Genomic DNA, 23577 nt, shown 5'->3' with positions numbered 1-23577 from the left:
TCAGCTCCCTGCTTCGGCGCGGCGGGCCGTGGTCGGCGGTTGTAGTTCGAGGGGAAGCGGGCGTCCGAGGAAGGCGAACGGACGGGGGTCGCCGGTGAAGGTGAAGTGACGCAGGACGTCGGTGAAGCCCATCCGCCGATACAGCGACCACGCCCGGTTGTCCTCGGCCGGGATCTCCGGTGTCGAGAGGAGAACGTGACGTTCGGGCCGGTCGGCGAGAAGCCGACCGAGGAGCCACTGACCGATCCCTCGTCCCTGGGCGGTGGGGTGCACGTGCAACTCGGTGAGTTCGAAGTAGTCGCGGGCGATCGCCTCGATCGTCTCGGGCGGTCGGCCGGTCTGGCGGAGTCCGAGTCGTAGCTGCTGATTCCACCACTGACCGGTCGCGCCGGTGTAGCCGTAGGCGATCCCCACGAGCAGGTCGTCGGGTCCGACACCGATCGGCGGGCCCACCCGCCGTCGCGCGGCCGGCATGGTGCGGGCCTCGTACGGACTCACGGTCTCGACCGCACCCACCGCGCGCCATCCGGGCCGGGCGATGTGCTCGCGCCAGAGCCCGGCACGGTGGATCTCGGTACCGCGCGGATAGTTCATCGCGGTCACGTAGATCTCCAGTGCGGGCTCGAGCCATGCCCGGGCGTCCTGGCCGGTCAGGCTCACCAGACGGATCGTCAACGGACTCCCGTTCTCTGCGTCGTCGGTCTCCGGGTCGTCGGTCTCTGGGCCGTCGGCGACCCGCGTGCGCGGTCGCCCGGCATCGCCGACGGTGCGCCACCCGCCGGCGCGGGCATCGCGTCGCCGGCCACTTCCGGGACTTGTCCTACCGATGATGCACACTCGGCAGGAATCGGGTCGCAGGTGGTGGCGTTGTACAGGCCGGCGGCGGTTTCGGGTCACAGACGTCTTGAACACCGACGCCGGGCTAGCTATATTGAACGTGTCGAACGGATGTTCGATGAATGTGCCTCCGCAAGCTGTTCGCGTTCATCCACGACACGGTCCGGCGGCGGACGAGGGAAGCGTCTGCCGCCGGACACACACATCACGCACGAGGAGGAGGACGCCATGGCCAGGAATCGCAGTGCCACAGCTCTCACCCACGCGGCGCCCGTCGATCCGGTGATGGTCGGCCGCGCCCGCGACCTCCTTGAGCGCGCGCATCTACTCCTCGACAATGCCGACGGCGTCGATGACGGCGCCGAGCGTTTTCGTCAGCTGTATCTGGTCGCCCTTCGCGCATCGGGCGCGGCGCTGGCCGTCCACGAACCGATCGGCACGGTCCGACGCAGGACGTCGACATCGAACGCCTGGACCCGCATCGGCATGGTCGCACCGGAGCTGGCCCCGATCGCCGCCCGGTTCGCCGCGCTCTCGCCGGTGCGGATGAAGATCGAGTCCGGCATCATCCGCACGGTCGAGCCCGACAGCGTGGCCGGAATGCGTCTGCTCGTGCTCGACTTCCTGCGTCAGGTCGAGACGATGGTCATCGCCTACGAGCAAGGGAAACTCGGTTTCGAAGCCCCGCAGATCGGGGCCACGGCGTGAATCCGGCCACACTTTGCCGTTTCTCACACCGGCCGGTCATCTGCAACGGCGAGTAATGGTGGTCGCGGTCGATTTCACCTCGTATCATGGGACGATATAGGCGCAGACGCCTTTCCGGTCGCGGGTGACCTTCGTCGGCGTCACGGATCAGTGAGAAGGAGGGTCGGTGCCACTTTCGGAGCACGAGCAACGCATGCTCGAACAAATCGAGAGCGCGCTGTACGCGGAAGACCCCAAGTTTGCGTCCAGTGTCAAGCGTCGACGTCTGGGGAGGTCGAGCGGTCGGCGCCGCTTGCAGGCGGCGGCGATCTTCGTCGTCGGCCTGGTGATGCTGGTCGGCGGACTCATCGTCAACATCAACATCGGCGGGTTCCCGATAGTGAGCCTGCTGGGCTTCCTGGTGATGTTCGGGGCAGGCCTCTTCGCTCTCTGGGGCGACAGCAACCACACGGCCGAAGCCGGTTCGTCGGCGCCCAGGGGCGGCAAGAAGCAACCCGGGTCGTCCGGCGGCAAGCGCAAGCTGTCCGAGCGGATGGAAGAGCGTTTCAACCGCCGGTTCGAGCAGGAGTGATCCGCTGATCCCGACTCCGCGTTCGTCGATCGACTGACCGACTCCCGCGACAACCGCATACGACTGAGCCGCGTGCCTTCGGGCACGCGGCTTTTTCATGTTCCTGTCGGCACCTCGCGCGGACTGGATCGACCACGCGGCGCACAGTCGACGGGATCGGGCGCACGGTCGACGGGATCGGGCGCACGGTCGACGGAAACGGGCGCACGGTCGACGGGATCGGGTGCACGGTCGACGGTCCCCACTTCTCCCCACGGGTGATCCCCACTTCGCCCCACCGGGGTGCCCCACAATGCCCCACCCGTTGGTTTTCCCTGGGTTTCCATGTATCTCTCGCAACTCCAGACACCTTCTGTCACACCTTTCAGCGTGAGTTCTGACGTACGACGCGCCGGGACGCCGGCCTGCCACCACAATTTTCGCTCCTCTGAACTGCGAGTTTGCTGAGCAGGGGTGGACTGGGGGGCGCTGGGGGTGGAAAGTGGTGGAAAGTGGGGTACTGTGGCATCACCGGGTGAGGCGCAGGACGGCGCGGAATCCGGTGGGCAGGAGGTGTCGACGTGTCCGTGCGATTCGTCGGTACCTACACGCCCAAGTTGGACGACAAGGGGCGGCTCACGTTGCCCGCCAAGTTCCGCGATGCACTGGCAGGAGGGGTAGTGGTCACCAAAGGCCAAGATCACAGCTTGTCGGTGTACCGGACCGAAGAGTTCGACGCGATTGCGGCACGGATCGTCGAGGCATCCCGAAACGATCCCGATCTGCGCGCTTTCCAGCGGACCTTCTTCGCCGGTTCGGAAGAACAGCGACCGGACGGTCAGGGCAGGATCAGCCTGTCCGCCGACCATCGTGTGTACGCGGGACTGTCGAAGGAGTGCGTGGTGTTCGGCAGCTTCGATCACCTCGAGATCTGGGACTCGGCCGCGTGGAACGAGTACCAGACCCGGCACGAGGAGAACTTCTCGGCCGCCAACTCCGCGGCACTGAACGCGGTGTTGTAGCCGGGACGTCCGGCCCTCCACGAGACAAGACAGCAGGCGAGACGAAGACCGACCGAAGAGACAGCAACCGATGGGCGAGTTCGGTGCCCAGAGGCTTCGGGTGGCACGAGGCCCCGGCCCGGTGGCGACCCTGGCGTACTTCCCCAACGCCAGGTGCGTGATCCGGGTCGGGACCCCGCTCCATCCGACCTCCTGCTCTCGCCGACCCGAAGCAACCGCCCACCGCCGATACCGCACACATGCCGATGGGGGGTCTTCATCATGGTCGATGCAGGTGACGAACCGCGCCGTTCCGGCGAGTTCGGGCACGTACCGGTCATGGGTACTCGCATCGTCGAACTACTCGCCCCCGCACTCGATTCCGATGAGACGCGGATCTTTCTCGACGCCACGCTCGGCGCCGGCGGGCACAGCCAGCTCATCCTCGAGTCGTTTCCGAACGCCCGGGTGGTGGGGATCGACCGAGATGCGTCGGCCCTCGAGATCGCCCGGGCGCGTCTCGCTTCGTACGCCGACCGGATCTCCCTGCACCAGGCCACGTTTCACGAGATCCGTGCGGTGATGGACGAAGCGGGTGAATCGACACTCGACGCGGCGCTGTTCGACCTCGGTGTGTCCTCGATGCAGCTGGACCAGGCGGGGCGCGGGTTCGCCTACGCGGTGGACGCGCCGCTGGACATGCGGATGAATGCCGACGACCCGCTCACCGCGGCTGACGTGCTGAACACGTACTCGCACGGCGACTTGGCCCGCGTGCTCTCCGATTACGGTGAGGAGCGTTTCGCCGGGCGGATCGCATCGGCGGTTCTCCGCGAGCGGGGCAAGGAGCCGTTCACGACCAGTGCACGGCTCGTCGAACTGCTCTACGACGCGATCCCCGCCGCCACGAGGCGGACCGGTGGGCACCCGGCGAAGCGGACCTTCCAGGCCCTGCGCATCGAGGTCAACCACGAATTGGACGTCCTGCGTGAGGCATTGCCCGCGGCGCTGGACTCACTCGTGGTCGGTGGCCGGGTCGCGGTGATGAGCTATCAGTCGCTGGAGGACCGGATCGTCAAGCGCGAGTTCGCCACGCGCACGACGTCGACCTCACCGCCCGGGCTTCCCGTCGAATTGCCGGGCACCGCACCGGAATTCCGTCTCATCACCCGCGGTGCCGAACGTCCGGACGAGAACGAACTGGACACGAACCCGCGCTCGGCGCCGGTTCGTGTCCGCGCGATCGAACGAGTCGAGAAGAAGGGCTGAGCATGACCATCCTGCACGAGGCCCCGTCGCGTGTCGCCGACGACGACCGTGACTCTCGACGGTCCCGCCGGACCCGCATCGAGTCCGAGCGGGCGACACGGTCGCGCGCCGCCCAACGTGCACTCGACCGGCGCCACCGCCGCGCCGCGGCAGGTCGCGCCGCGCCGCCGCGCCGTACCGGCGGTGGGCTGTCGATGACCGGGGTGTCCCTCCGAGAGCGACTGCAGCACACCCCGTTCGTCGTACCGGTCATCGCGCTGCTGGTGCTCGGGCTGGGTCTCAGTCTGTGGCTGTCGACCAAGGCGGCGCAGGACTCCTACAAGCTGGGGATCGAGCGGACGCAGAATCAGTCGCTCATCGATCAGCGGGACGCGCTCAAGCGAACTTACGAATCCGGCAATTCGGCGCCCGAATTGTCCGACAAGGCAGCACGTCTCGGCATGATCCCGGCGGACAACCCGGCGCGCATGATCGTCGACGATCCGCGTCGTCCGCGAGTGGTGGGCAAGCCGGTGCCGGCCTCCGGCCGTCCGATGGGGAGTCTGAATCCCGACACCGCACCGGATCCCGCGGAGTCGGTCGATCCGAGCCAGGTCGACGACTCGATCGGGCTGGGCGGACGGTCGGGTTCGGAGGGGGCCGAGGCGGGCCGGACGACCACCCCGCAGCCCACGCCGTCGCAACCGTCCGCCGGCCAGCCGACCACACCCTCGCAGCCCGCACCGTCGCAGAGCGCTCCGCCGGGTTCGAATCCGCTGCCGTCCGGGACCAATCCGGTGCCGTCCGGAACGAGTGCGGTTCCGCCGGCCGCGCCGTCGACATCGACCCCGGCGCCGAATGTGGTGCCCCAGTGACTCATCGGTGCCCCGGCGCACGACGTGCGCTGGGTCTCTGGCGTCATCTCCAACCCGCCGGGGTCAAATCCGGTGTAACCACGTTGAAGCGGTGAACAATTGACGACCATGACACGTGCGACCTTCGAGCGGCTCGGTGCCGGGCCGTCGCGACCGGGACGCCGCCCCGGTAGAGGGCCGGCCGCGGGGTCGGGAGGGCCGAAGCCGCCGAGGTCGGGCGGTCGGAACGGCCGGGGCCCCCAGAGTTTCGTCTTCCGGGCGCGCGCGGCCGGAGTGCTGGTGCTGCTGGTCGTCCTCGCCGTCGCGGTCAAGATGATCGTCGTGCACACCGTGCAGGCGGGGTCGATCTCCGCCGAGGCCGCGCAGCAGCGCGAGTACACCCAGGTCCTGACCGCCAAGCGCGGAGCGATTCTCGATCGCAACGGGCGTCCACTCGCCTACACCGACGAAGCCAGGTCGTTGACGTTCCTGCCCAAGGCCGTTCGCAAGACGATCGACGAGGAGCACCGCAAGAATCCGGCTCTGCCCGACGTCGAGACGAGGCTGAAGGAGATCGCGAAGGGCGTGTCGGTGGCCCTCGGCGGTTCGATCAGCGAAGAAGATCTGCTCGCCAAGGTCACCGGCGAGGACACCTTCGTGTACCTCGCCCGGTCGGTGAGCCCCGACGTCGCCTCCCGGATCACCGAGGAGTTCCCCGAGGTCGGCGCGGACCCGCAGAGCATCCGCCTGTACCCGGGCGGGTCACTGGCCGCGAACGTCGTCGGCGACGTGAACTACGACGGCAACGGCCTCATCGGACTCGAGGCGTCGCTGGACTCCATCCTGTCCGGAACCGACGGTTCGCGAACCTACGACCGCGGATCGGACGGCGCGGTCATCCCCGGCAGCATGCGCAACGTGCACCCGGCGCTCAACGGTGCCACGGTTCGACTCACCCTCGACTCCGACATCCAGTGGTTCGTCCAGAGTCAGATCATGAAGGCCAAGCAGGCATCCGGCGCGCAGGGGGCGTCCGCGGTCGTGCTGGACGCGAGGACCGGCGAGGTGCTGGCGATGGCGAACGACGGGACCTTCAACGCGTCGATCCCGCTGTCCGAGCAGCCCGACGCCGACCTGGGCAACCCGGCCGTCACGTCGCCGTTCGAGCCGGGCTCGGTCAACAAACTCATCGCGGCCGCGGCAGCGGTGGAGTACGGGATCACCAGGCCCGACACCGTGCATCAGGTGCCCGGGAGCATCCGGATGTCCGGTGTGACCGTGCGCGATGCGTGGTCGCACGGGGTCGAGCCGTACACCACCACCGGCATCTTCGGTAAGTCCTCGAACGTCGGGACCCTGATGCTCGCGCAGCGCATCGGCGAGGAGCGTTTCGCCGACATGGTCAAGAAGTTCGGTCTCGGTCAGCGAACCGGGGTGGGACTGCCGGCGGAGAGTGCGGGGGAGGTGCCCGCACTGAGTCAGTGGTCGGGCGGTTCGTTCGCCAACTTGCCCATCGGACAGGGACTTTCGATGTCGCTGTTGCAGATGACCGCGATGTACCAGGCGATCGCGAACGACGGTCTGCGCATCCCGCCGCGGATCCTGTCCTCCGAACAGCGCGACGGGTCGGCACCGGACGACCGGGCACGACCCCAGCCGGTCCGCGTCGTGAGCGAGTCGACCGCCCGCACCGTCCGGGACATGTTCCGGTCGGTGGTGCAGGACGATCCGACGGGTGAACAGCAGGGCACCGGGACCAAGGCGGCCGTCGACGGCTATCAGGTCAGTGGGAAGACCGGCACCGCGCAGCAGGTCGATCCGGCGTGTGGGTGCTACTCGAACTCGCGGTACAACATCACGTTCGCGGGTATCGCCCCCGCCGACCACCCGCGCTACGTGGTCGGGATCATGCTCGACAACCCGCGTCGCAGTTCCGACGGATCGGGCGGCCAGTCGGCGGCGCCGCTGTTCTCCACCATCACCTCGTGGATGCTCCAGCGCGCACAGGTGCCGCTGTCGGCTCCGGCGCCGCGACTGACCCTGACCGCGCGGTAGTCCGGTACGCCGTCGGCCGCGGCCGGCCGGGTGATCCGGCACGTGTCGCTCCGTGCGCACCGTGTGGCGGGCCGGTCCGGTCGGGTCGGTATCGTGAGTGCGATTCTGCGCTGCCGGAGAGTGGCCGACGCACCCTGGGGCCCGCCCCCGATCCGCCGTCCGGACACCGACCCCAGCACCGATCCGCCCCGCACGACCGATACCTGACCGAGCAGGCGAGCACGCCCGCGACAAGAATCCGCCGAGAGAAGAACCGAGGAGGCGAGGAGCACCGATGGCGTCTCGTCGACGATCACCGGACCGCAGTGGTGGACCCATCCGTCCCCGAGCGGTCACGCCGACACCGGTGTCGGTGCTGTCCACCGCCACCGGGGCCAGGCTCGACCTCGTCGGCGGCGCCGATGCCGAGACGGACGTCACCGGCGTCACCCTGCGGGCCCAGGAGGTCCGTCCCGGTGATCTGTTCGCCGCGCTGCCCGGGTCGAGCACCCACGGCGCGCGGTTCGCCGACCAGGCCGTGGCGGCCGGTGCGTCGGCCATCCTCACCGATCCGGCCGGCCGGGCCGAACTCGCCCGCGTGCTGCCGCCGGAGACCGCCGTGGCGGTCCTCATCCACCCCACTCCGCGCACGGTGCTCGGCAATGTCAGTGCCCGCGTCTACGGCAACCCGTCACAACGGCTCAAACTGATCGGCATCACCGGCACGTCGGGTAAGACCACCACGTCCTATCTGGTCGAGGCCGCCCTGCTGGCCGCCGGGCATTCCGTCGGACTGATCGGCACCGTCGAGACGCGGGTGAACGGCATCGCGCAGCCGAGTTCGCTGACCACACCGGAGGCCCCGACCCTCCAGGCCCTGCTCGCGGCGATGCTCGAGGACGGCGTCGACATCGTGGTGATGGAGGTGTCGAGTCACGCGCTGGCCCTCGGCCGCGTCGACGGTGCGCATTTCGCGATCGGCGCCTTCACCAACCTCTCGCAGGACCATCTCGATTTCCACCAGACGATGCGCGCCTATTTCGACGCCAAGGCGCAGCTGTTCGTCCCGTCCGCGCCGACGCACGCGGTCCGGGCCGTCGTGTGCGTCGACGACGAGTGGGGCCGGCGGATGGCCGAGCTCGCCCGGCGCCCGGGCGAGGCCGCCCATCTGCAGCCGGTCCTGGTGTCCACCGGGCCGACTCCGGCCCACTGGCACGCGGGTGAGTCGTCGCTCGACGCCGACGGCTCGTCGCGCACGCCGTTCGCCGAACCGGACGGCGAGCACGAGCTCATCATCCCGTTGCCGGGACGGTACAACGTGGCCAACGGGTTGCTCGCCGTGGCCGTCGCGCACGCGGCGGGGGTGCCGGTGCCGACCGCTCTCGAGGCGGTCGCGTCGGTGAGCGTGCCGGGACGCCTGCAGCGCATCGACCGTGGCCAGCCGTTCCTGGCCCTCGTCGACTACGCGCACAAGCCCGGCGCGGTCGATGCCGTGCTGACGACGCTGCGCGGCCAGTCGACCGGACGCGTCGCCATCGTCATCGGTGCCGGCGGCGACCGCGACACCGGAAAGCGCCCGCTGATGGGGGAGGCCGCCGCGCGCGGCGCCGAGCTCGTCGTCGTCACCGACGACAACCCGCGTACCGAGGATCCCGGTGCAATTCGCGCCGAGGTGCTCGCCGGGGCCCGCGCGGTGCCCGCGACCCAGCGCCCCGGCGATGCCGAGCCGATCCGTGAGATCGGCGATCGGGCCGCCGCCATCGAGGCGGCGATCGAGTGGGCCCGGCCCGGTGACATCGTGCTGGTCGCCGGTAAGGGACACGAGGCAGGTCAGGAGATCGACGGCGTGAAGCATCCCTTCGACGACCGCGAGGTCGTCGCCCGTGCGTTGGAGTCCCGGACGTCGGGGTCGCATGCGCTGGAATCCGAGGCCATCGAGGCCCCGGACACGGCAGCCGGGGACCGGTGATGACGACGTCATCGGTCACGGTGATCCGGGGGAACCCACCGGTGTCGGTCGACGACGCCCGCCTACTCCTGCGGCGCCTCGCCGAATCCGCCGGGGCGGGCCGCACCTGGGCGATCATCGCCGAACTCGCCTCGCCGGCCGACCTGACCGAGAACCAGCGCGTCGTCGAACATGATCTGCTGGGTCGTCTGGCGGTCCGGCTGGCCGTGGACAAGACTCTCTGCGTGGGGGACTCGCGGTCGGTGCACGCCCTCCACCAGGGCGCGGTCATGGAGGGCTCCTGGGGCGACGAGGCGCGGATCGTCGGGTCGGTCGACGAGGCCGCGGGTCTCGCCGACGCCGACCATGACTGGCGCCCCGCCGCAGGCGACGTGATCCTGCTGGCGGCCGCCACCGCCGATCTCGACGCGGTGATCACCGCGTGGTCCGAGCGCGGGGGATGGCAGATCGTCGACGCGACGACCGGCGGGGAGACGGCGCCATGACCGACGGGGGACCCCGTGGGTCGACGATGCCGCACCGGCGTGGGGCACAGGACAGGTTCGGGGAGACGATCGTGATCGATGACAGAAGTCCGGTCGGGTACGGACAGGATGCGGGGGCAACGCGGTGACACAGATACTCCTCGCGGGCGCGATCGCGATCGCGGTGTCGATCCTGTTGACGCCGGTCCTCATCAAGGTGTTCTCGCGGCAGGGATTCGGGCAGGAGATCCGGGTCGAGGGTCCGCAGAGTCACCAGACCAAGCGCGGTACCCCGTCGATGGGTGGTGTGGCGATCCTCGCCGCGCTGTGGGCGGGCTACTTCGGCGCCCACCTCATCGGGGTCTTCACCGATTCCGGGAACGGGCCGACCGCGTCCGGCCTGCTCGTGCTCGGACTGGCGACCGCGCTGGGCGTCGTCGGGTTCCTCGACGACATCATCAAGATCCGCAAGCATCGCAACCTCGGTCTGAACAAGACCGCGAAGTCGATCGGTCAGTTCGTCGCCGCGATCCTCTTCGGCATCCTGGTGCTGCAGTTCCGCAACGACTACGGCTACACGCCGGCGAGCACGAACCTGTCCTACGTCCGCGACATCGACGCCATCACGCTCGGCTCGGTGGTGTTCGTGGTGTTCTGCTGGCTCGTGGTCGCGGCGTGGTCGAACGCGGTGAACTTCACCGACGGGCTCGACGGCTTGGCCGCCGGGTCGATGGCGATGGTCCTGGGCTCTTACGTCCTGGTCACCTTCTTCCAGTTCGTCAACGCCTGCGCGGGCGGCGCCAAGCCGCCGAGTGAGATCCCCACCGGTTGCTATCAGGTGCGCGACCCGCTCGACCTCGCGCTGATCGCGGTGGCCGGCGGCGGCGCATGCCTCGGCTTCCTCTGGTGGAACGCCGCGCCCGCCAAGATCTTCATGGGCGACACCGGTTCGCTCGCCCTCGGCGGGATGCTCGCCGGGCTGTCGATCACCACGCGCACCGAGTTGCTCGCGGTCGTCATCGGTGCGCTGTTCGTCGCCGAGATCATGTCGGTGGTGATCCAGATCGCCTTCTTCCGGACCACGGGGCGTCGTGTGTTCCGGATGGCGCCCTTCCACCATCACTTCGAACTCGGCGGCTGGGCCGAGACCACCGTGATCATCAGGTTCTGGTTGCTCACCGCCATCGCCTGCGCCCTCGGCCTGTCCCTGTTCTACGGCGAGTTCCTGACCACCAATGGCTGATCGCCCGGTGCCGGATCCGACGCCCGCCGGGCTCGACCCCCGTGAGCTGGCCGGCCGGATCGTGGTCGTCGGCGGCGCCGGGACGGCGGGTCTGTCCGCGACCCGATTCCTCGTGACGCTCGGCGCCGAGGTGCTGCTCGCCGACGATCGGTTCGCCGGCGGCGATGCGTCCGCGGCCGATCGCGCGGCTGCCGCCGGTGCGGTCGCCGGAGTCGCGGAACTGGCGGCGCAGGGCGTCGAGCCGGTCGCCGTCGCGGATCTGCTCGCCGAACCCGCGCGGCTGCGGACAGCCGCCGTGGTCATCGTGTCGCCCGGCTTCGCACCCACCCACCACCTGGTCCGGGCGGCGGCCGAGGGTGGGGTACCGATCTGGGGTGAGGTCGAGCTGGCCTGGCGCGTCGACGCTGCGGGTCTGCTGGGCGCACCACGCACGTGGCTGGTGGTGACCGGTACCAACGGCAAGACGACGACCACCTCGATGCTCGCCGGGATCGTCGATGCGTCGGGTCGCGCGGGCGCGGCCTGCGGCAACATCGGTCTCCCGGTGCTCGATGCGATGCAGGCCGAGCCGCGGGTGGACGTGCTCTGTGCCGAGCTGTCGTCGTTCCAGCTGCACTGGGCTCCCTCGGTCCGTCCGGATGCCGGCGTGGTGCTCAACGTCGCCGAGGACCACCTCGACTGGCACGGCACGTTCGAGGCGTACGCGCTCGCCAAGGCGGGAGCGCTGCGCGGCGAGGTGAGTGTCGTCGGCCTCGATGACCCGGTCGCCGCCGGCCTGCCCGCCGCGGGGCGGCGCGTCGGCTTCACCCTGCACGAGCCGCAGCCCGGGCAGCTCGGAGTCGAGAACGGACGGTTGCTCGACCGCGCCTTCGACGCGGGCGACCTGTACGACGCCGACGCCGTGCGGCCGGCCGGTCCGTCGGGCGTCGCCGACGCACTCGCCGCCTCGGCCCTCGCCCTCGCGGCCGGCATCGGACCCGACGCGGTCCGGGCCGGGCTGGCGGCCTTCCGGCCGGCCGGTCACCGCGGTGAGGTCGTCGCGTCCCGGGGCGGCGTGGCCTTCGTCGACGACTCGAAGGCCACCAATCCGCATGCCGCGCAGGCCGCGGTGGCCGCCTTCGAGCGGGTCGTGCTGATCGCCGGCGGTCTGCTCAAGGGCGCGTCGATGGACGACATGCTGACCGCGGTGCGAACTCGGCTCGTCGGCGTGGTCGCGATCGGGCGCGACCGCGACCTTGTGATCGAGGCGATCGCGCGACACGCCCCAGAAGTCCCAACAGTCACAGTATTCACAGGAGACGATGGCACGGTGAACGTGCATCGTCCGGGACAGGCCGGTTCCCACACCTCAGCATCCGATCACCCGGGTCCGGGCTCCTCGGCGTCGGTCGCGGTCATGGACCGAGCCGTCGAGGAGGCCTGGGCACTCGCCGCCGCGAGCTCACCCGCTCCCGACGCCGTGTTACTCGCCCCCGCGGCCGCCTCGCTGGACATGTTCGCCGGTTACGGTGCGCGTGGGGACGCCTTCGCGGCCGCCGCACGTCGGATCGCCGGCTCTCCCCGCGCCGGACGGTGAGCCCGATGGGCAGCCGCACGCCGGCCCCGGACGAGCAGCCCGCCGACGGCGACGGCACACCCACTGCCGACGGCGTCGACGACGCCGGCACGGGCACGACGGCCGGCAAGTCGGGTACCGCGCGCGCGGCCGGCGCCAGATCGGCGACGGGCGACACCCCGAGCCGATCCGCCGGAGCCGCGGCCGCGACCGCCGCGTCGGTCCCGGCGATCGTCCTCGACGCGATCCGCAACCTCCTGTCGCGGCCTCTGGCGTCGTATCAGCTCATCCTCACGATGTCGTTCCTGCTGACCGCGTTCGGCCTGGTGATGGTGCTCTCGGCGTCGTCGGTCGAGGGCTACTCCAAGGAGGGATCGGCGTACGGCCTCTTCGCCACCCAGGTGATCTTCGCGCTGCTCGGCCTCGTGGTGTTCTACCTGATGCTGCGCGTGCCGGTACGGCTTCTGCGCCGGTTCGCCGCCCCGGCGATGTTCGTCGCGGTCGTGCTGCTGGCGCTGGTCCTCATCCCCGGCGTCGGCACGCTCAGTCAGGGCGCGCGCCGCTGGTTCGTCATCTACGGCCTGTCGGTGCAGCCGTCCGAGCTGGTGAAGGTCGCGCTGTGCATCTGGGGCGCGCACCTGCTGGCCTCGCGCAGGCGCGACAACGCTTCGCTGCGTGAGCTGCTCGTGCCGCTCGTCCCGGTGGCCATGCTCGTGTGCCTGCTGATCATCCTCGAGCCGAACCTGTCGACGACGATCACGATCGCGATCATCGTCGGTGCGCTGCTGTGGTTCGCGGGTCTGCCGATCAAGGTCTTCGCCTCGTTCGCGGTGTCCGGCGTCGTGCTGGCCGTGATCCTCGCTCTCGCCGAGGGGTACCGCTCCCAGCGCGTGATGAGCTTCCTCGGCAACGTCGACGATCCGCAGGGCGCCGGCTATCAGGCGCGGCAGGCGACCTACGCGCTGGCGAACGGCGGGGTCTTCGGCGTGGGTCTCGGCCAGTCCAGTGCGAAGTGGAACTATCTGCCGAACGCGCACAACGACTTCATCTTCGCGATCATCGGCGAGGAACTCGGGCTGCTCGGCGGCCTCATGGTCGTGTTTCTCTTCGTCGTCCTCGCCTACATCGGGTTCCGGATCGCGCATCGCTCGACCGATCCGTTCCTGCGCCTGATGTCGGCCACCATCACGGTGCTGATCATCGCGCAGGCCTTCATCAACATCGGCTACGTCATCGGCTTGCTGCCGGTGACCGGAATCCAGTTGCCGCTGGTCTCGGCGGGCGGCACGTCGACACTGACCGTGCTCGCGATGCTCGGGTTGCTCGCCAACGCCGCCAGACACGAACCCGAGGCGGTGGCGACCCTGACCGGCGGATCGCCGAGCCGCGTCGCGCGGTGGTTGCGCCTCCCGACGCCGGTGGCCTACCGGCAGACGCGGGCGGAGTCGTTGCGTGACCGACTGGACCAGCGCCGGTCGGGAGGTCCGCGCGCGGCGGTCGCCGGTGGTCACGGTGGACGAGGACCGACGACGCGTCGACGACCCCCGGGCGGACGCGCGCCGTCCGCCGACGCCGGTCGCGGCCGCCGGCGGTTCCCGCTGCCCTGGAGGCGCGGCGCGAAGACGACGCAGGTCCCACGCGACGACCGACGACAGGGCCGGTCGTCTTCCCGGGGCGGCAGCACCTGGGGCGCCCGATCGACGACCACCGGCCGTGCCGGCGGTCCGGCGGGGCGCGCCCGACCTGGGCCGTCTCCGCGGGGCGGCGTCGACTACGGTGTCGGGTATCGGGGGAGCGGGCGGAATGCAAGCGGCGCCGGGAGCGGAGCGAGCGGGCCACATCCGCGCGGCGCCGGGAGCGGAGCGAGCGGGCCACATCCGCGCGGCGCCGGGAGCGGAGCGAGCGGGCCACATCCGCGCGGCGCAGGCGGTAGGGCGAACGCCCGCGGTGCGAGTGTCCGCGGTGCCGGTCGCTGGTGAACCGTGCGGTCCCCGCGGGAGCCGGAGCGCGACCGCCCGACCCGCCGGACATGGTCCGGCAGACATGATCAAAGGCTGAAATGGAGTGACGACGCCGGTGAGTTCGGGTGCAGTACACGCTGATACGACCGGGCGGTCGAAGGGCCGTCCGTTGTCGGTGGTCGTCGCCGGTGGCGGCACGGCCGGTCACATCGAACCTGCCCTCGCCGTCGCCGACGCGGTCAGCCGGCTCGATCCGACCGCCCGCATCACCGCGCTGGGCACCAGTCGGGGCCTCGAAGTCGATCTCGTCACGGAACGCGGCTACGACCTGAAGCTGATCCCGCCGGTGCCGTTGCCGCGCAAGCCCGGCCTCGACCTGGCGCGTACCCCCGGCCGTCTGCTCGGTTCGGTGGCCGCCACCCGCAGGGTGCTCGACGAGGTGGACGCCGATGTGGTCATCGGCTTCGGTGGCTACGTGTCCGTGCCCGCGTACCTGGCGGCGCAGATGCACCTGCGGCGGCGCCATCGGATCCCGATCGTCATCCACGAGGCCAATGCCTCGGCCGGTATCGCCAACAAGGTCGGTGCCCGGTTCGCCGACCGCGTCCTGGCGGCCGTCGATGGTTCCGGGCTCGACGCGACGGTCGTGGGAATCCCCGTCCGCGGAGTGCTCGCCGAACTCGACCGGCCGGCGCTGCGAGCCAAGGCGCGCCACTATTTCGGGCTCGACGAGGACGCGCCGACCCTGCTCGTCTTCGGTGGCTCGCAGGGTGCGCAACGGCTCAACGACGCGGTGTCGGGTGCGGCGGAGACGCTGGGCAGATCCGGCATCGGTGTGCTGCACGCCTACGGCCCCAAGAACTCGATCGACCCCGCCGTCGTCGACGACGCGCCGCCCTACCGTGCGGTCGGATACCTCAAGCGCATGGATCTCGCGTACGCCGCCGCCGATCTGGTGATGTGCCGCTCGGGTGCGATGACCGTCGCCGAGGTGTCGGCGACGGGGTTGCCCGCGATCTACGTGCCGCTCCCGCACGGGAACGGCGAACAGCGGTTGAACGCGCTGCCCGTCGTGGAGGCCGGTGGAGGTCTGCTCGTCGACGACTCGACGGTCGACGCCGCGTGGGTTGCCCGCGAAGTGCCCGCGTTGCTGACGGATTCGGCGCGGCTCCGTCGGATGTCGGTCGCCGCCGCGGGCACCGGACACCGGGACGCCGCGTCGGCGGTGGCCACCGCGGCGATCGAACTCGCGCAGGATTTCCGTGCCGGGCGCCGTCGCGCCGGGAGGTCGCCCGGTGAGTGATGATGCAGCGAGTGATGACGCGGTGAGCGATGACGCAGTGAGCGATGGCGCAGTGAGCGACGAGACGGCGTCGGCCCCGGCCGCGCTGCCCGAACAGCTGAGCCGTGTGCACATGGTCGGTATCGGTGGCGCCGGGATGTCGGGACTGGCCCGGATCCTGCTGGCCCGCGGTGGTCAGGTCTCGGGGTCGGACGCCAAGAACAGTCGCGGCATCCTCGAACTCCGCACTCGCGGCGCCCGTGTCCAGGTCGGACACGACCCGTCGGCGCTCGACCAGATCCCCGGCGGCCCGTCGGTCGTGGTGACCACGCACGCCGCGATCCCGAAGACCAACCCGGAGCTCGTCGCGGCACGTTCGCGCGGCATCCCCGTGCTCCTGCGTCCTCGCGTGCTGGCGCAGCTGATGACGGGTTATCGAAGCCTGCTGATCGCGGGTACGCACGGCAAGACGTCCACGACGTCGATGGCGGTCGTCGCGCTGCAGCACGCCGGAACCGACCCGTCGTTCGCGATCGGCGGTGAGTTGAACGAGTCGGGGACCAACGCGCACCACGGCGGCGACCCGATCTTCGTCGCCGAGGCCGACGAGAGCGACGGCTCGCTGCTGGAGTACACGCCCGACGTCGTCGCGGTCACCAACATCGACGCCGACCACCTCGACTTCTTCGGTTCGATCGAGGCCTACGTCGAGGTGTTCGACCGGTTCGCGGCGCGGATCACGACCGGCGGCTCGCTCGTCGTGTGTCTCGACGACCCGGGCTCGGCGGCGTTGGCCGGCCGGGTCGCCGAGTCGCTCACCGCGCGGGGCGTCGAGGTCCTGGGGTACGGACGGGGGACGCACGCCGCGCTGGCGCCGACCGTCCCCAACGTCGCGATCCTGCGGTCGTGGGAGCCGCGCGGGGTCGGGGGAGCAGCGACGGTCCGGTTCGCCGCTCCGCTGTCCCGCGATGACGACGACCGCCGGCTGATTCTTCCGCTCCCCGGGGAGCACATGGCGCTCAATGCGATCGCCGCGGTGATCGGCGCGGCTCGGGTCGGTGCGCCGGCCGGCGCGGCGGACCCGGGCACCCCGGACCGGTTCGACGGCATCCTGGCCGGGATCGGTTCGTTCGGCGGAGTCCACCGGCGCTTCGAGTTCCGCGGACAGCGCGGCGGTGTCGAGGTCATCGACGACTACGCCCATCACCCGACCGAGGTGCGTGCGGTGTTGTCTGCGGCCCAGGACATGGTCGCCGCGCGCGGCGGTCCGGGCGGGACCCGCGGGCGCGTCGTCGCGGTGTTCCAGCCGCATCTCTACTCACGCACCGTCGAATTCGCCGACGAGTTCGCCGCCGCCCTCGACCTCGCCGACGCGGTCGTCGTCGCCGATGTGTACGGAGCCCGCGAGGCCCCGATCCCCGGGGTCAGCGGGCGGACGATCTCGGACAAGCTGACGGTGCCGGGCATCTTCGCCCCGGACCTGTCTCGGCTGGCCGCGCAGGTCGCTCGGCTGACGCGGCCCGGCGACGTCGTCCTGACCCTGGGGGCGGGCGACATCACCATGCAGGGACCGGAGATCCTCGCCGCGCTCGCCACGGCGTCGACGACCGGCGACGCCGCCACCGGGACGGATTCGGCCGGATCTCCGGTCGACGGCCCGGGGGAGTCCGGCGACCGGACGGGGCGGGTGTCGTGATCCGGTGGCCGGAGCGCCGCCGGTCCCGCGTGGTCCTCGGCACGCTCATGGTCGTCGCGATGGGGGTCGGGCTGGTCCTGATCGCCTACCTCACCCCGCTGATGTCGGTGCGCGGCACCGATGTCCGGGACAACGGATCGATCCCGGCGGACGAGATCCTGCGGGTCGCCGCGGTGCCGTCGGGCACCCCGCTGCTGCAGGTCGACACCCGGGCGGTGGCGCAGCGCGTCGCCACGATCCCGTCGGTCGAGTCGGCGCGGGTGCAACGGAGTTATCCGTCGTCGCTGACCATCACCGTCGTCGAGCGGGTGCCGGTCGTGATCGTGAACAACGGCGATGACGTCCACGTGCTCGACAAGTCCGGGGTCGCGTTCCTCGACTACGACCGCACGCAGGGGGTCCCGCCCGAGGTCCTCAAGCTCCCGGTACTCGTCACCCCCAATCCGGGACCGGCGGACCCGACCACCCGGGAAACCATCTCGGCGGTGGCGGGACTGCCCGATTCGCTGGCGCGGCAGGTCATCCGGGTGACCGCGACCTCACCGGTCGACATCGAGTTCACCTTGTCCGAGAAGCGCACCGTGGTCTGGGGTGACAGCGACCGGGGCGCCGAGAAGGCTCGTACGCTCACGCATCTGCTCACCCGCAAGGCGACGATGTACAACGTGTCGAGCCCCGAGTTCCCGGCCTATCGGTGACATCCGGGCGAGCCCGGTCGTGCCCGGCTCGGCCGGTGCGGCGGTGCGTACCCGCCGCTGCCGGAGCGGATCTCTCCGAACACGTGTGAAAAGCCGCGGATTCCGGGGCAATTCGGGTGCGACTTCCCGACACGCCGAGGGCGGATCTGGATACCGCGGCCTCCGATGCCTAGCGTCATGACCACAACGAGTTACTTGACATAACTCTAAATCTATGGTTCAGGTTTAGGGTTTGTCGCCAGCGGGACGTGGACCGGACGGTTCACACAGACATATCGAGACAAGATCGCGAATCACGAGATCGACCACACAAGGAAGGCGAGCGCATGACGCCACCGCACAACTACCTGGCCGTCATCAAGGTCGTCGGCATCGGCGGTGGCGGCGTGAATGCCGTCAACCGGATGATCGAACAGGGACTCAAGGGAGTCGAGTTCATCGCGATCAACACCGACGCGCAGGCGCTGCTGATGAGCGACGCCGACGTCAAGCTCGACGTCGGGCGCGACTCGACCCGAGGTCTCGGCGCGGGCGCCGACCCGGAGGTCGGCCGTCGGGCCGCCGAGGATGCACGCGATGAGATCGAGGAACTGCTCAAGGGTGCCGACATGGTCTTCGTGACCGCGGGCGAGGGCGGTGGCACCGGTACCGGTGGTGCCCCCGTGGTCGCATCGATCGCGCGCAAGCTCGGTGCGCTCACCGTCGGCGTGGTCACCCGTCCGTTCGCCTTCGAGGGCAAGCGTCGTGGCGGACAGGCAGAGGCCGGCATCACCGCCCTGCGCGAGTCCTGCGACACCCTCATCGTCATCCCGAACGACCGTCTGCTGCAGCTCGGCGATGCACAGGTCAGCCTGATGGACGCGTTCCGCAGCGCCGACGAGGTGCTCCTCAACGGTGTGCAGGGCATCACCGACCTGATCACGACGCCGGGCCTGATCAACGTCGACTTCGCCGACGTCAAGGGCGTCATGAGCGATGCCGGCAGTGCGCTGATGGGCATCGGTTCGGCGCGCGGCGAGGAGCGCGCGCGCAAGGCCGCGGAGTCCGCGATCAACTCGCCGCTCCTCGAGGCGTCGATGGAGGGCGCCCGCGGTGTGCTGATCTCGATCGCCGGTGGCAGCGATCTGGGTCTGTTCGAGATCCACAACGCCGCGACCCAGGTGCAGGAGGCCGCGCACGAGGACGCCAACATCATCTTCGGCACGGTCATCGACGACAACCTCGGCGACGAGGTGCGGGTCACGGTCATCGCCGCCGGCTTCGACGGCGGTTCGCCGAAGAAGCGGGCCGACGTGCCCGCCGCCGCGGGACGCTCCGCGGTCGGTCAGGGCCAGGCCGGCGCCGTGAACTCGCCGCCGAAGAACGATCCGCTCTTCGGCGACATGCCGAAGGGCGCGGGCGATCCGTTCGAGCAGGAGCCGGAACCGCCTCGTCGCAACACCGTGCGGCTCGACGACGACGACGTCGACGTGCCGTCGTTCATGAAGCGCTGAGCCCGCCGATGCGGGTGCGTCGTGTCATCACCACCCGTGCCGGCGGGGTCTCGGTGTCACCGTACGATTCGTTCAATCTCGGTGATCACGTGGGAGACGATCCGGAAGCGGTGGCAGCCAACAGGATTCGGCTGGCCGAACAGATCGGCGTCCCTCCCGGGTCGGTGGTGTGGATGGAGCAGATCCACAGTCGCAACGTCACCGTGGTCGACGGGCCGGTCACCGAGCCGGTGCCGGCCACCGACGCGCTGGTCACCACCACGCCAGGCCTCGCCCTCGCGGTACTGTCCGCGGACTGTGTCCCCGTACTCCTGAGTGACGACGAGGTCGGCGTGATCGCGGGTGTCCACGCCGGACGCGTCGGCGCCCGGATCGGCATCGTGCCCGCCACGCTGCGCGCGATGGTCGGCCTCGGGGCACGGATCGGGTCGATCGGCGCCTTCCTCGGCCCCGCCGCGAGTGGTGATCACTACGAGGTGCCGGCCGAGATGCAGGCCGACGTCGAGAAGCATCTGCCCGGCAGCGCTGCGCGCACCACGAAGGGCACGCCCGGTCTCGATCTGCGAGCCGGTCTGCGACGCCAGCTGTTGGAGGCGGGTGTGGCCGGTGTGGCGGTCGACCCGCGGTGCACGATCTCCGATGCCACCCTCTTCAGCCACCGGCGCGGGGCGCCCACTGGGCGACTCGCCTCGGTGATCTGGATGGATCCAGCCGACGCCGGGAGCGGAGCGAGCGGGCCGGATGCACCCGACGCCGGGAGCGGAGCGAGCCCGGATGCACCCGGCGAGCGGGGTCCGCTCGGGGAATGACCCCAGCAGCGAGAAGGATGGGGACATGACCGGGTCATCTGATGCGCGCACCGTCGAACTGGGTGACCGGTTGGTGGCTGTGCGTCGTCGCCTCGACGCCGCGGTCGAGGCCGCCCACCGGCCGCCGGGCTCCTGCGAGCTCCTCGTGGTGACGAAGTTCTTTCCCGCGGACGACGTCCGCAGGCTGCTGCAGCTCGGCGAGCGCGCCTTCGGGGAGTCGCGCGAGCCCGAGGCCGGTCGGAAGGTGGCCAGTGTGCTCCGGGACCGGGTGCTCCGGGACCGGGAGTCGCCGGACCCCGACGACGTGCCCGTCTTCGACATGATCGGTTCGGTGCAGTCCAAGAAGGCACGGTCGGTCGCACGGTGGGCGCGGGCGGTGCACTCCGTGGATCGCCCGAAGGTCGTCGACGCCCTCGATCGTGCCGCCGCGGCCGCGCTGGACGAGGCCGAGCGCGCCGACCCGCTCGGCATCCTGCTGCAGGTCAGCCTCGACGGCGACCCGCAGCGCGGCGGTGTGGTCGAGGCCGATCTGGCGAGTCTGGCCGAGCAGGTCGTCGCCGCGCACGCGCTGCGGCTGCGTGGGCTCATGGTCATCGCACCGCTGCACGGCGACCCCGAACACTGGATGGCCGAGACGGCACGTGTCCACGAGGTGTTCCGGGCTCGGTTCGACGACGCCGCGGAACTGTCCGCGGGCATGTCCGGAGACATGGAGGCCGCGGTTGCCGCGGGCTCGACATGCGTGCGTGTCGGAACCGCGATCATGGGCGAGCGGCCGCTAGTCTCTCAGTAATCACATTGGTAACACCAGAACCAAGTGACACAAGAAGCGCAAAGAACTCACTGACAACAGATGCACCACCCGGCACGGCAGCAACCGGCGTCGCACTACCAGAGAGGCCGTCAATGACCACGATGCAGAAGTTCAAGGCTTACTTCGGCATGGTGCCGCCCAGCGAGTACGAGGACGACTACCTCGAGGAGTCGGCCCCGCCGCTGCGTGAGCGGTCGCGTGAGCGCGCCTACCGTGACGACTACTACGGCGACTCGTCCTTCGATCCGGGCTACGAGCCGTCGTTCCGGGACGCGGGCTACCGCGAGGAGATGGCCTACCGCGACGAACTCGCCGACCGGCACTACGACGCCGGCTACGACCTCGCGCCGGAGTATGCGGCGGAGTTCGCCTACGCCGTACCCCGCGCATCCGGTGACGGCCTGCGGGCACCCGGGCGTCTGGAGCCCCTGCAGCGCTCGTCGAGCGCCGCTCTGCGTGCCGCCGGCGCCCCGCGTTCGATGGGTGCCGACCCGCGCGTCGAACTCGAGCGCGTCTTCGCCGACAGCCCGCTGCAGAAGATCACCACCCTGCGCCCGTCGGACTACAGCGAGGCGCGCACCATCGGTGAGCGCTTCCGCGACGGCAACCCGGTCATCATGGATCTCGTCGACATGAGCAACGACGACGCCAAGCGCCTCGTCGACTTCGCGGCCGGTCTCGCGTTCGCCCTGCGCGGCTCGTTCGACAAGGTCGCCACGAAGGTGTTCCTGCTGTCGCCCGCCGACGTCGACGTGTCGCCGGAGGACCGCCGCAAGATCGCCGAGACAGGCTTCTACAACCACTCCTGACCGGCGTCGGGGACCTCGGTTCGCCGCCGCGCGTCATGTTCAGGCACTCTTGACGCGTGGCTGCGATTCTGTTGAGCGTCTTGTACTACATCCTGCTGATCTTCTGGTTGCTCCTCCTGGGTCGGCTGGTCGTCGAACTGGTTCGAACCTTCGCTCGTGAATGGCGTCCGACCGGCGTCGCGGTGGTCGTCATCGAGATGGTCTTCACCGTGACCGACCCCCCGATCAAGGCCCTGCGTCGCGTCCTCCCGCCGATCCCGCTCGGACCCATCCGGCTCGACCTCTCGCTCATGATCGTCATGCTCGTCGTGATCATCGGCATGAACATCGTGAACGGTCTGCGCGCCGACGCCCTGGCCGATTCGCTGGCGATCGCCGCACAACTCGTCCGTCACTGATCGCCTCGTCCGCCGCGACCCGGCTCGCCCGCCGAGGAAGCCGCGGCCGACGCTCGCCCGGAGATGCGCGACCGCGCGGAGGCGGGTACCCCGTGGTTCGGCGATGGTCTACCGTTGTAAGTCATCTTCGGATGACTGTTTCATGTCAACAGCGCATCGAAGAGATGCGACCCACGGTTCGCGTGTGACAGGATTGGACGCCAGTTACAATTTTTGACTGGTATGAATAGTTAGTGACAACCTGTATTGGTCGAACGACTCACCGTCGCGCGATCCGGGTTGGACGGCCCGCCAACTGAACACAAGTTCACCACCAGACACGAGGGGAACCGACATGCGGCTGACTCCAGCTGATGTGCACAACGTCGCGTTCAGCAAACCGCCCATCGGTAAGCGCGGTTACAACGAGGATGAGGTCGATCAGTTCCTCGACTTCGTCGAAGCCGAACTCGCCCGGCTGATCGAGGAGAACACCGACCTCAAGCAGCGCGTCGAGGAGCTCGAGGGAGAGCTCGCCGACGCCCGCTCCGGTGCCGGCTCCTCCGCGGACGACCGGACCCAGATGTTCGCCAAGCCCGCAGCGGCACCCGAACCTCCCGCCCCGGCGCCGACACCGGCCCCGCAGGCGACCAACGACGATGCCAACGTGCGCGCGGCGCGCGTGCTCGCGCTGGCGCAGGACACCGCGGACCGTCTGACCGGGAGCGCCCGCGCGGACGCCGACGCGATGCTCTCCGACGCCCAGACCCGTGCCGACACGCTGGTCTCCGAGGCACAGACCAAGTCCGACGCGATGCTCGCAGATGCCCGCCAGCGGTCGGAGGCCATCCTGGCCGACGCGCAGACGCGGTCGGAGGCGCAGCTGCGTCAGGCGCAGGAGCGTGCGGACGCGCTGCAGAGCGACGCAGAGCGCAAGCACAGCGAGATCATGGGCACGATCAACCAGCAGCGCGGCGTGCTCGAGGGCCGGATCGAACAGCTCAAGACCTTCGAGCGTGAGTACCGGACGCGTCTCAAGACCTACCTGGAATCGCAGCTCGAGGAACTCCAGCAGCGTGGCAGTGCGGCGCCCGTCGAGGGTGGCCGGCCCGATCAGTCGTTCTCGAACGATCCGGGTAACGGTGGATTCAGCAGCTACTCACCCAGCTGACCTG

Annotated in this window: 21 protein-coding genes; 20 read left to right on the top strand and 1 reads right to left on the bottom strand. The window is 69.8% G+C overall.

The features are described 5' to 3' along the window. Positions 1-675, bottom strand: a complete 675-nt coding sequence (locus tag CA982_RS09220) for a GNAT family N-acetyltransferase (RefSeq protein ID WP_086535083.1) — start codon at positions 673-675, stop codon at positions 1-3. Between the two features lie 390 nt (positions 676-1065). Here CA982_RS09220 and CA982_RS09215 point away from each other — a divergent pair, with 390 nt between their 5' ends. From CA982_RS09215 to wag31, 20 genes are all read left to right on the top strand, one after another. Further along, positions 1066-1545: an SAV_6107 family HEPN domain-containing protein gene (locus tag CA982_RS09215; RefSeq protein WP_086535082.1), complete on the top strand. Its 480-nt coding sequence runs from the start codon at positions 1066-1068 to the stop codon at positions 1543-1545. A 166-nt stretch (positions 1546-1711) separates the two neighbouring features. After that, positions 1712-2116 carry a DUF3040 domain-containing protein gene (locus CA982_RS09210; RefSeq protein WP_086535031.1) on the top strand — a complete coding sequence of 135 codons (405 nt, stop codon included), beginning with the start codon at positions 1712-1714 and terminating at the stop codon, positions 2114-2116. A 560-nt stretch (positions 2117-2676) separates the two neighbouring features. After that, on the top strand, positions 2677-3117 hold the full coding sequence (gene mraZ, locus CA982_RS09200; protein WP_010843655.1) for a division/cell wall cluster transcriptional repressor MraZ: 441 nt from the start codon (positions 2677-2679) through the stop codon (positions 3115-3117). A 261-nt stretch (positions 3118-3378) separates the two neighbouring features. Further along, positions 3379-4365, top strand: a complete 987-nt coding sequence (rsmH, locus tag CA982_RS09195; protein ID WP_086535029.1) for a 16S rRNA (cytosine(1402)-N(4))-methyltransferase RsmH — start codon at positions 3379-3381, stop codon at positions 4363-4365. A gap of 2 nt (positions 4366-4367) precedes the next feature. Then, positions 4368-5219: a cell division protein FtsL gene (ftsL, locus tag CA982_RS09190; RefSeq protein ID WP_086535028.1), complete on the top strand. Its 852-nt coding sequence runs from the start codon at positions 4368-4370 to the stop codon at positions 5217-5219. A gap of 108 nt (positions 5220-5327) precedes the next feature. After that, positions 5328-7253, top strand: coding sequence for a peptidoglycan D,D-transpeptidase FtsI family protein (locus tag CA982_RS09185; RefSeq protein WP_086535027.1), 1926 nt, complete (start codon positions 5328-5330; stop codon positions 7251-7253). 274 nt (positions 7254-7527) lie between these two features. After that, complete coding sequence (locus CA982_RS09180; protein ID WP_244176187.1) at positions 7528-9201, top strand: UDP-N-acetylmuramoyl-L-alanyl-D-glutamate--2,6-diaminopimelate ligase; 1674 nt, start codon at positions 7528-7530, stop codon at positions 9199-9201. Further along, positions 9201-9686: a UDP-N-acetylmuramoyl-tripeptide--D-alanyl-D-alanine ligase gene (locus CA982_RS09175; RefSeq protein WP_086535025.1), complete on the top strand. Its 486-nt coding sequence runs from the start codon at positions 9201-9203 to the stop codon at positions 9684-9686. Before CA982_RS09180 ends, CA982_RS09175 begins: the two co-directional genes overlap by 1 nt. A gap of 124 nt (positions 9687-9810) precedes the next feature. Then, positions 9811-10908 (top strand): phospho-N-acetylmuramoyl-pentapeptide-transferase, encoded by a 1098-nt coding sequence (mraY, locus tag CA982_RS09170; protein WP_086535024.1) that lies wholly within the window; start codon positions 9811-9813, stop codon positions 10906-10908. Further along, on the top strand, positions 10901-12484 hold the full coding sequence (gene murD, locus CA982_RS09165; protein WP_086535023.1) for a UDP-N-acetylmuramoyl-L-alanine--D-glutamate ligase: 1584 nt from the start codon (positions 10901-10903) through the stop codon (positions 12482-12484). The genes mraY and murD overlap by 8 nt, the downstream gene beginning before the upstream one ends. A 5-nt stretch (positions 12485-12489) precedes the next feature. After that, positions 12490-14442: a putative lipid II flippase FtsW gene (ftsW, locus tag CA982_RS09160; RefSeq protein ID WP_086535081.1), complete on the top strand. Its 1953-nt coding sequence runs from the start codon at positions 12490-12492 to the stop codon at positions 14440-14442. A 157-nt stretch (positions 14443-14599) separates the two neighbouring features. Next, positions 14600-15727, top strand: a complete 1128-nt coding sequence (gene murG / locus CA982_RS09155; RefSeq protein ID WP_086535022.1) for an undecaprenyldiphospho-muramoylpentapeptide beta-N-acetylglucosaminyltransferase — start codon at positions 14600-14602, stop codon at positions 15725-15727. A 112-nt stretch (positions 15728-15839) separates the two neighbouring features. Further along, on the top strand, positions 15840-17402 hold the full coding sequence (gene murC / locus CA982_RS09150) for a UDP-N-acetylmuramate--L-alanine ligase (RefSeq protein ID WP_167383348.1): 1563 nt from the start codon (positions 15840-15842) through the stop codon (positions 17400-17402). Beyond that, positions 17399-18100, top strand: coding sequence for a cell division protein FtsQ/DivIB (locus CA982_RS09145; RefSeq protein WP_086535021.1), 702 nt, complete (start codon positions 17399-17401; stop codon positions 18098-18100). The genes murC and CA982_RS09145 overlap by 4 nt, the downstream gene beginning before the upstream one ends. 326 nt (positions 18101-18426) lie before the next feature. Further along, a complete protein-coding gene (ftsZ, locus tag CA982_RS09140; protein ID WP_086535020.1) occupies positions 18427-19593 on the top strand; it encodes a cell division protein FtsZ in 1167 nt (388 codons plus the stop codon). 8 nt (positions 19594-19601) lie between these two features. Continuing rightward, complete coding sequence (gene pgeF, locus CA982_RS09135; protein ID WP_086535019.1) at positions 19602-20402, top strand: peptidoglycan editing factor PgeF; 801 nt, start codon at positions 19602-19604, stop codon at positions 20400-20402. Positions 20403-20427: 25 nt separating this feature from the next. After that, the gene (locus CA982_RS09130; RefSeq protein WP_086535018.1) at positions 20428-21195 is read left to right on the top strand and encodes a YggS family pyridoxal phosphate-dependent enzyme; all 768 of its coding nucleotides are present in this window, start codon (positions 20428-20430) and stop codon (positions 21193-21195) included. 113 nt (positions 21196-21308) lie between these two features. Continuing rightward, positions 21309-22025 carry a cell division protein SepF gene (locus CA982_RS09125; RefSeq protein ID WP_086535017.1) on the top strand — a complete coding sequence of 239 codons (717 nt, stop codon included), beginning with the start codon at positions 21309-21311 and terminating at the stop codon, positions 22023-22025. Between the two features lie 56 nt (positions 22026-22081). Then, positions 22082-22423: a YggT family protein gene (locus CA982_RS09120; RefSeq protein ID WP_086535016.1), complete on the top strand. Its 342-nt coding sequence runs from the start codon at positions 22082-22084 to the stop codon at positions 22421-22423. A gap of 334 nt (positions 22424-22757) precedes the next feature. Then, on the top strand, positions 22758-23573 hold the full coding sequence (gene wag31, locus CA982_RS09115; RefSeq protein ID WP_086535015.1) for a DivIVA-like cell division protein Wag31: 816 nt from the start codon (positions 22758-22760) through the stop codon (positions 23571-23573). Positions 23574-23577 lie beyond the last annotated feature (4 nt).

The sequence above is a fragment of the Gordonia lacunae genome (assembly GCF_002149015.1).
Taxonomy (GTDB): domain Bacteria; phylum Actinomycetota; class Actinomycetes; order Mycobacteriales; family Mycobacteriaceae; genus Gordonia; species Gordonia lacunae.
This window is presented reverse-complemented; position numbering and strand designations above follow the sequence as displayed.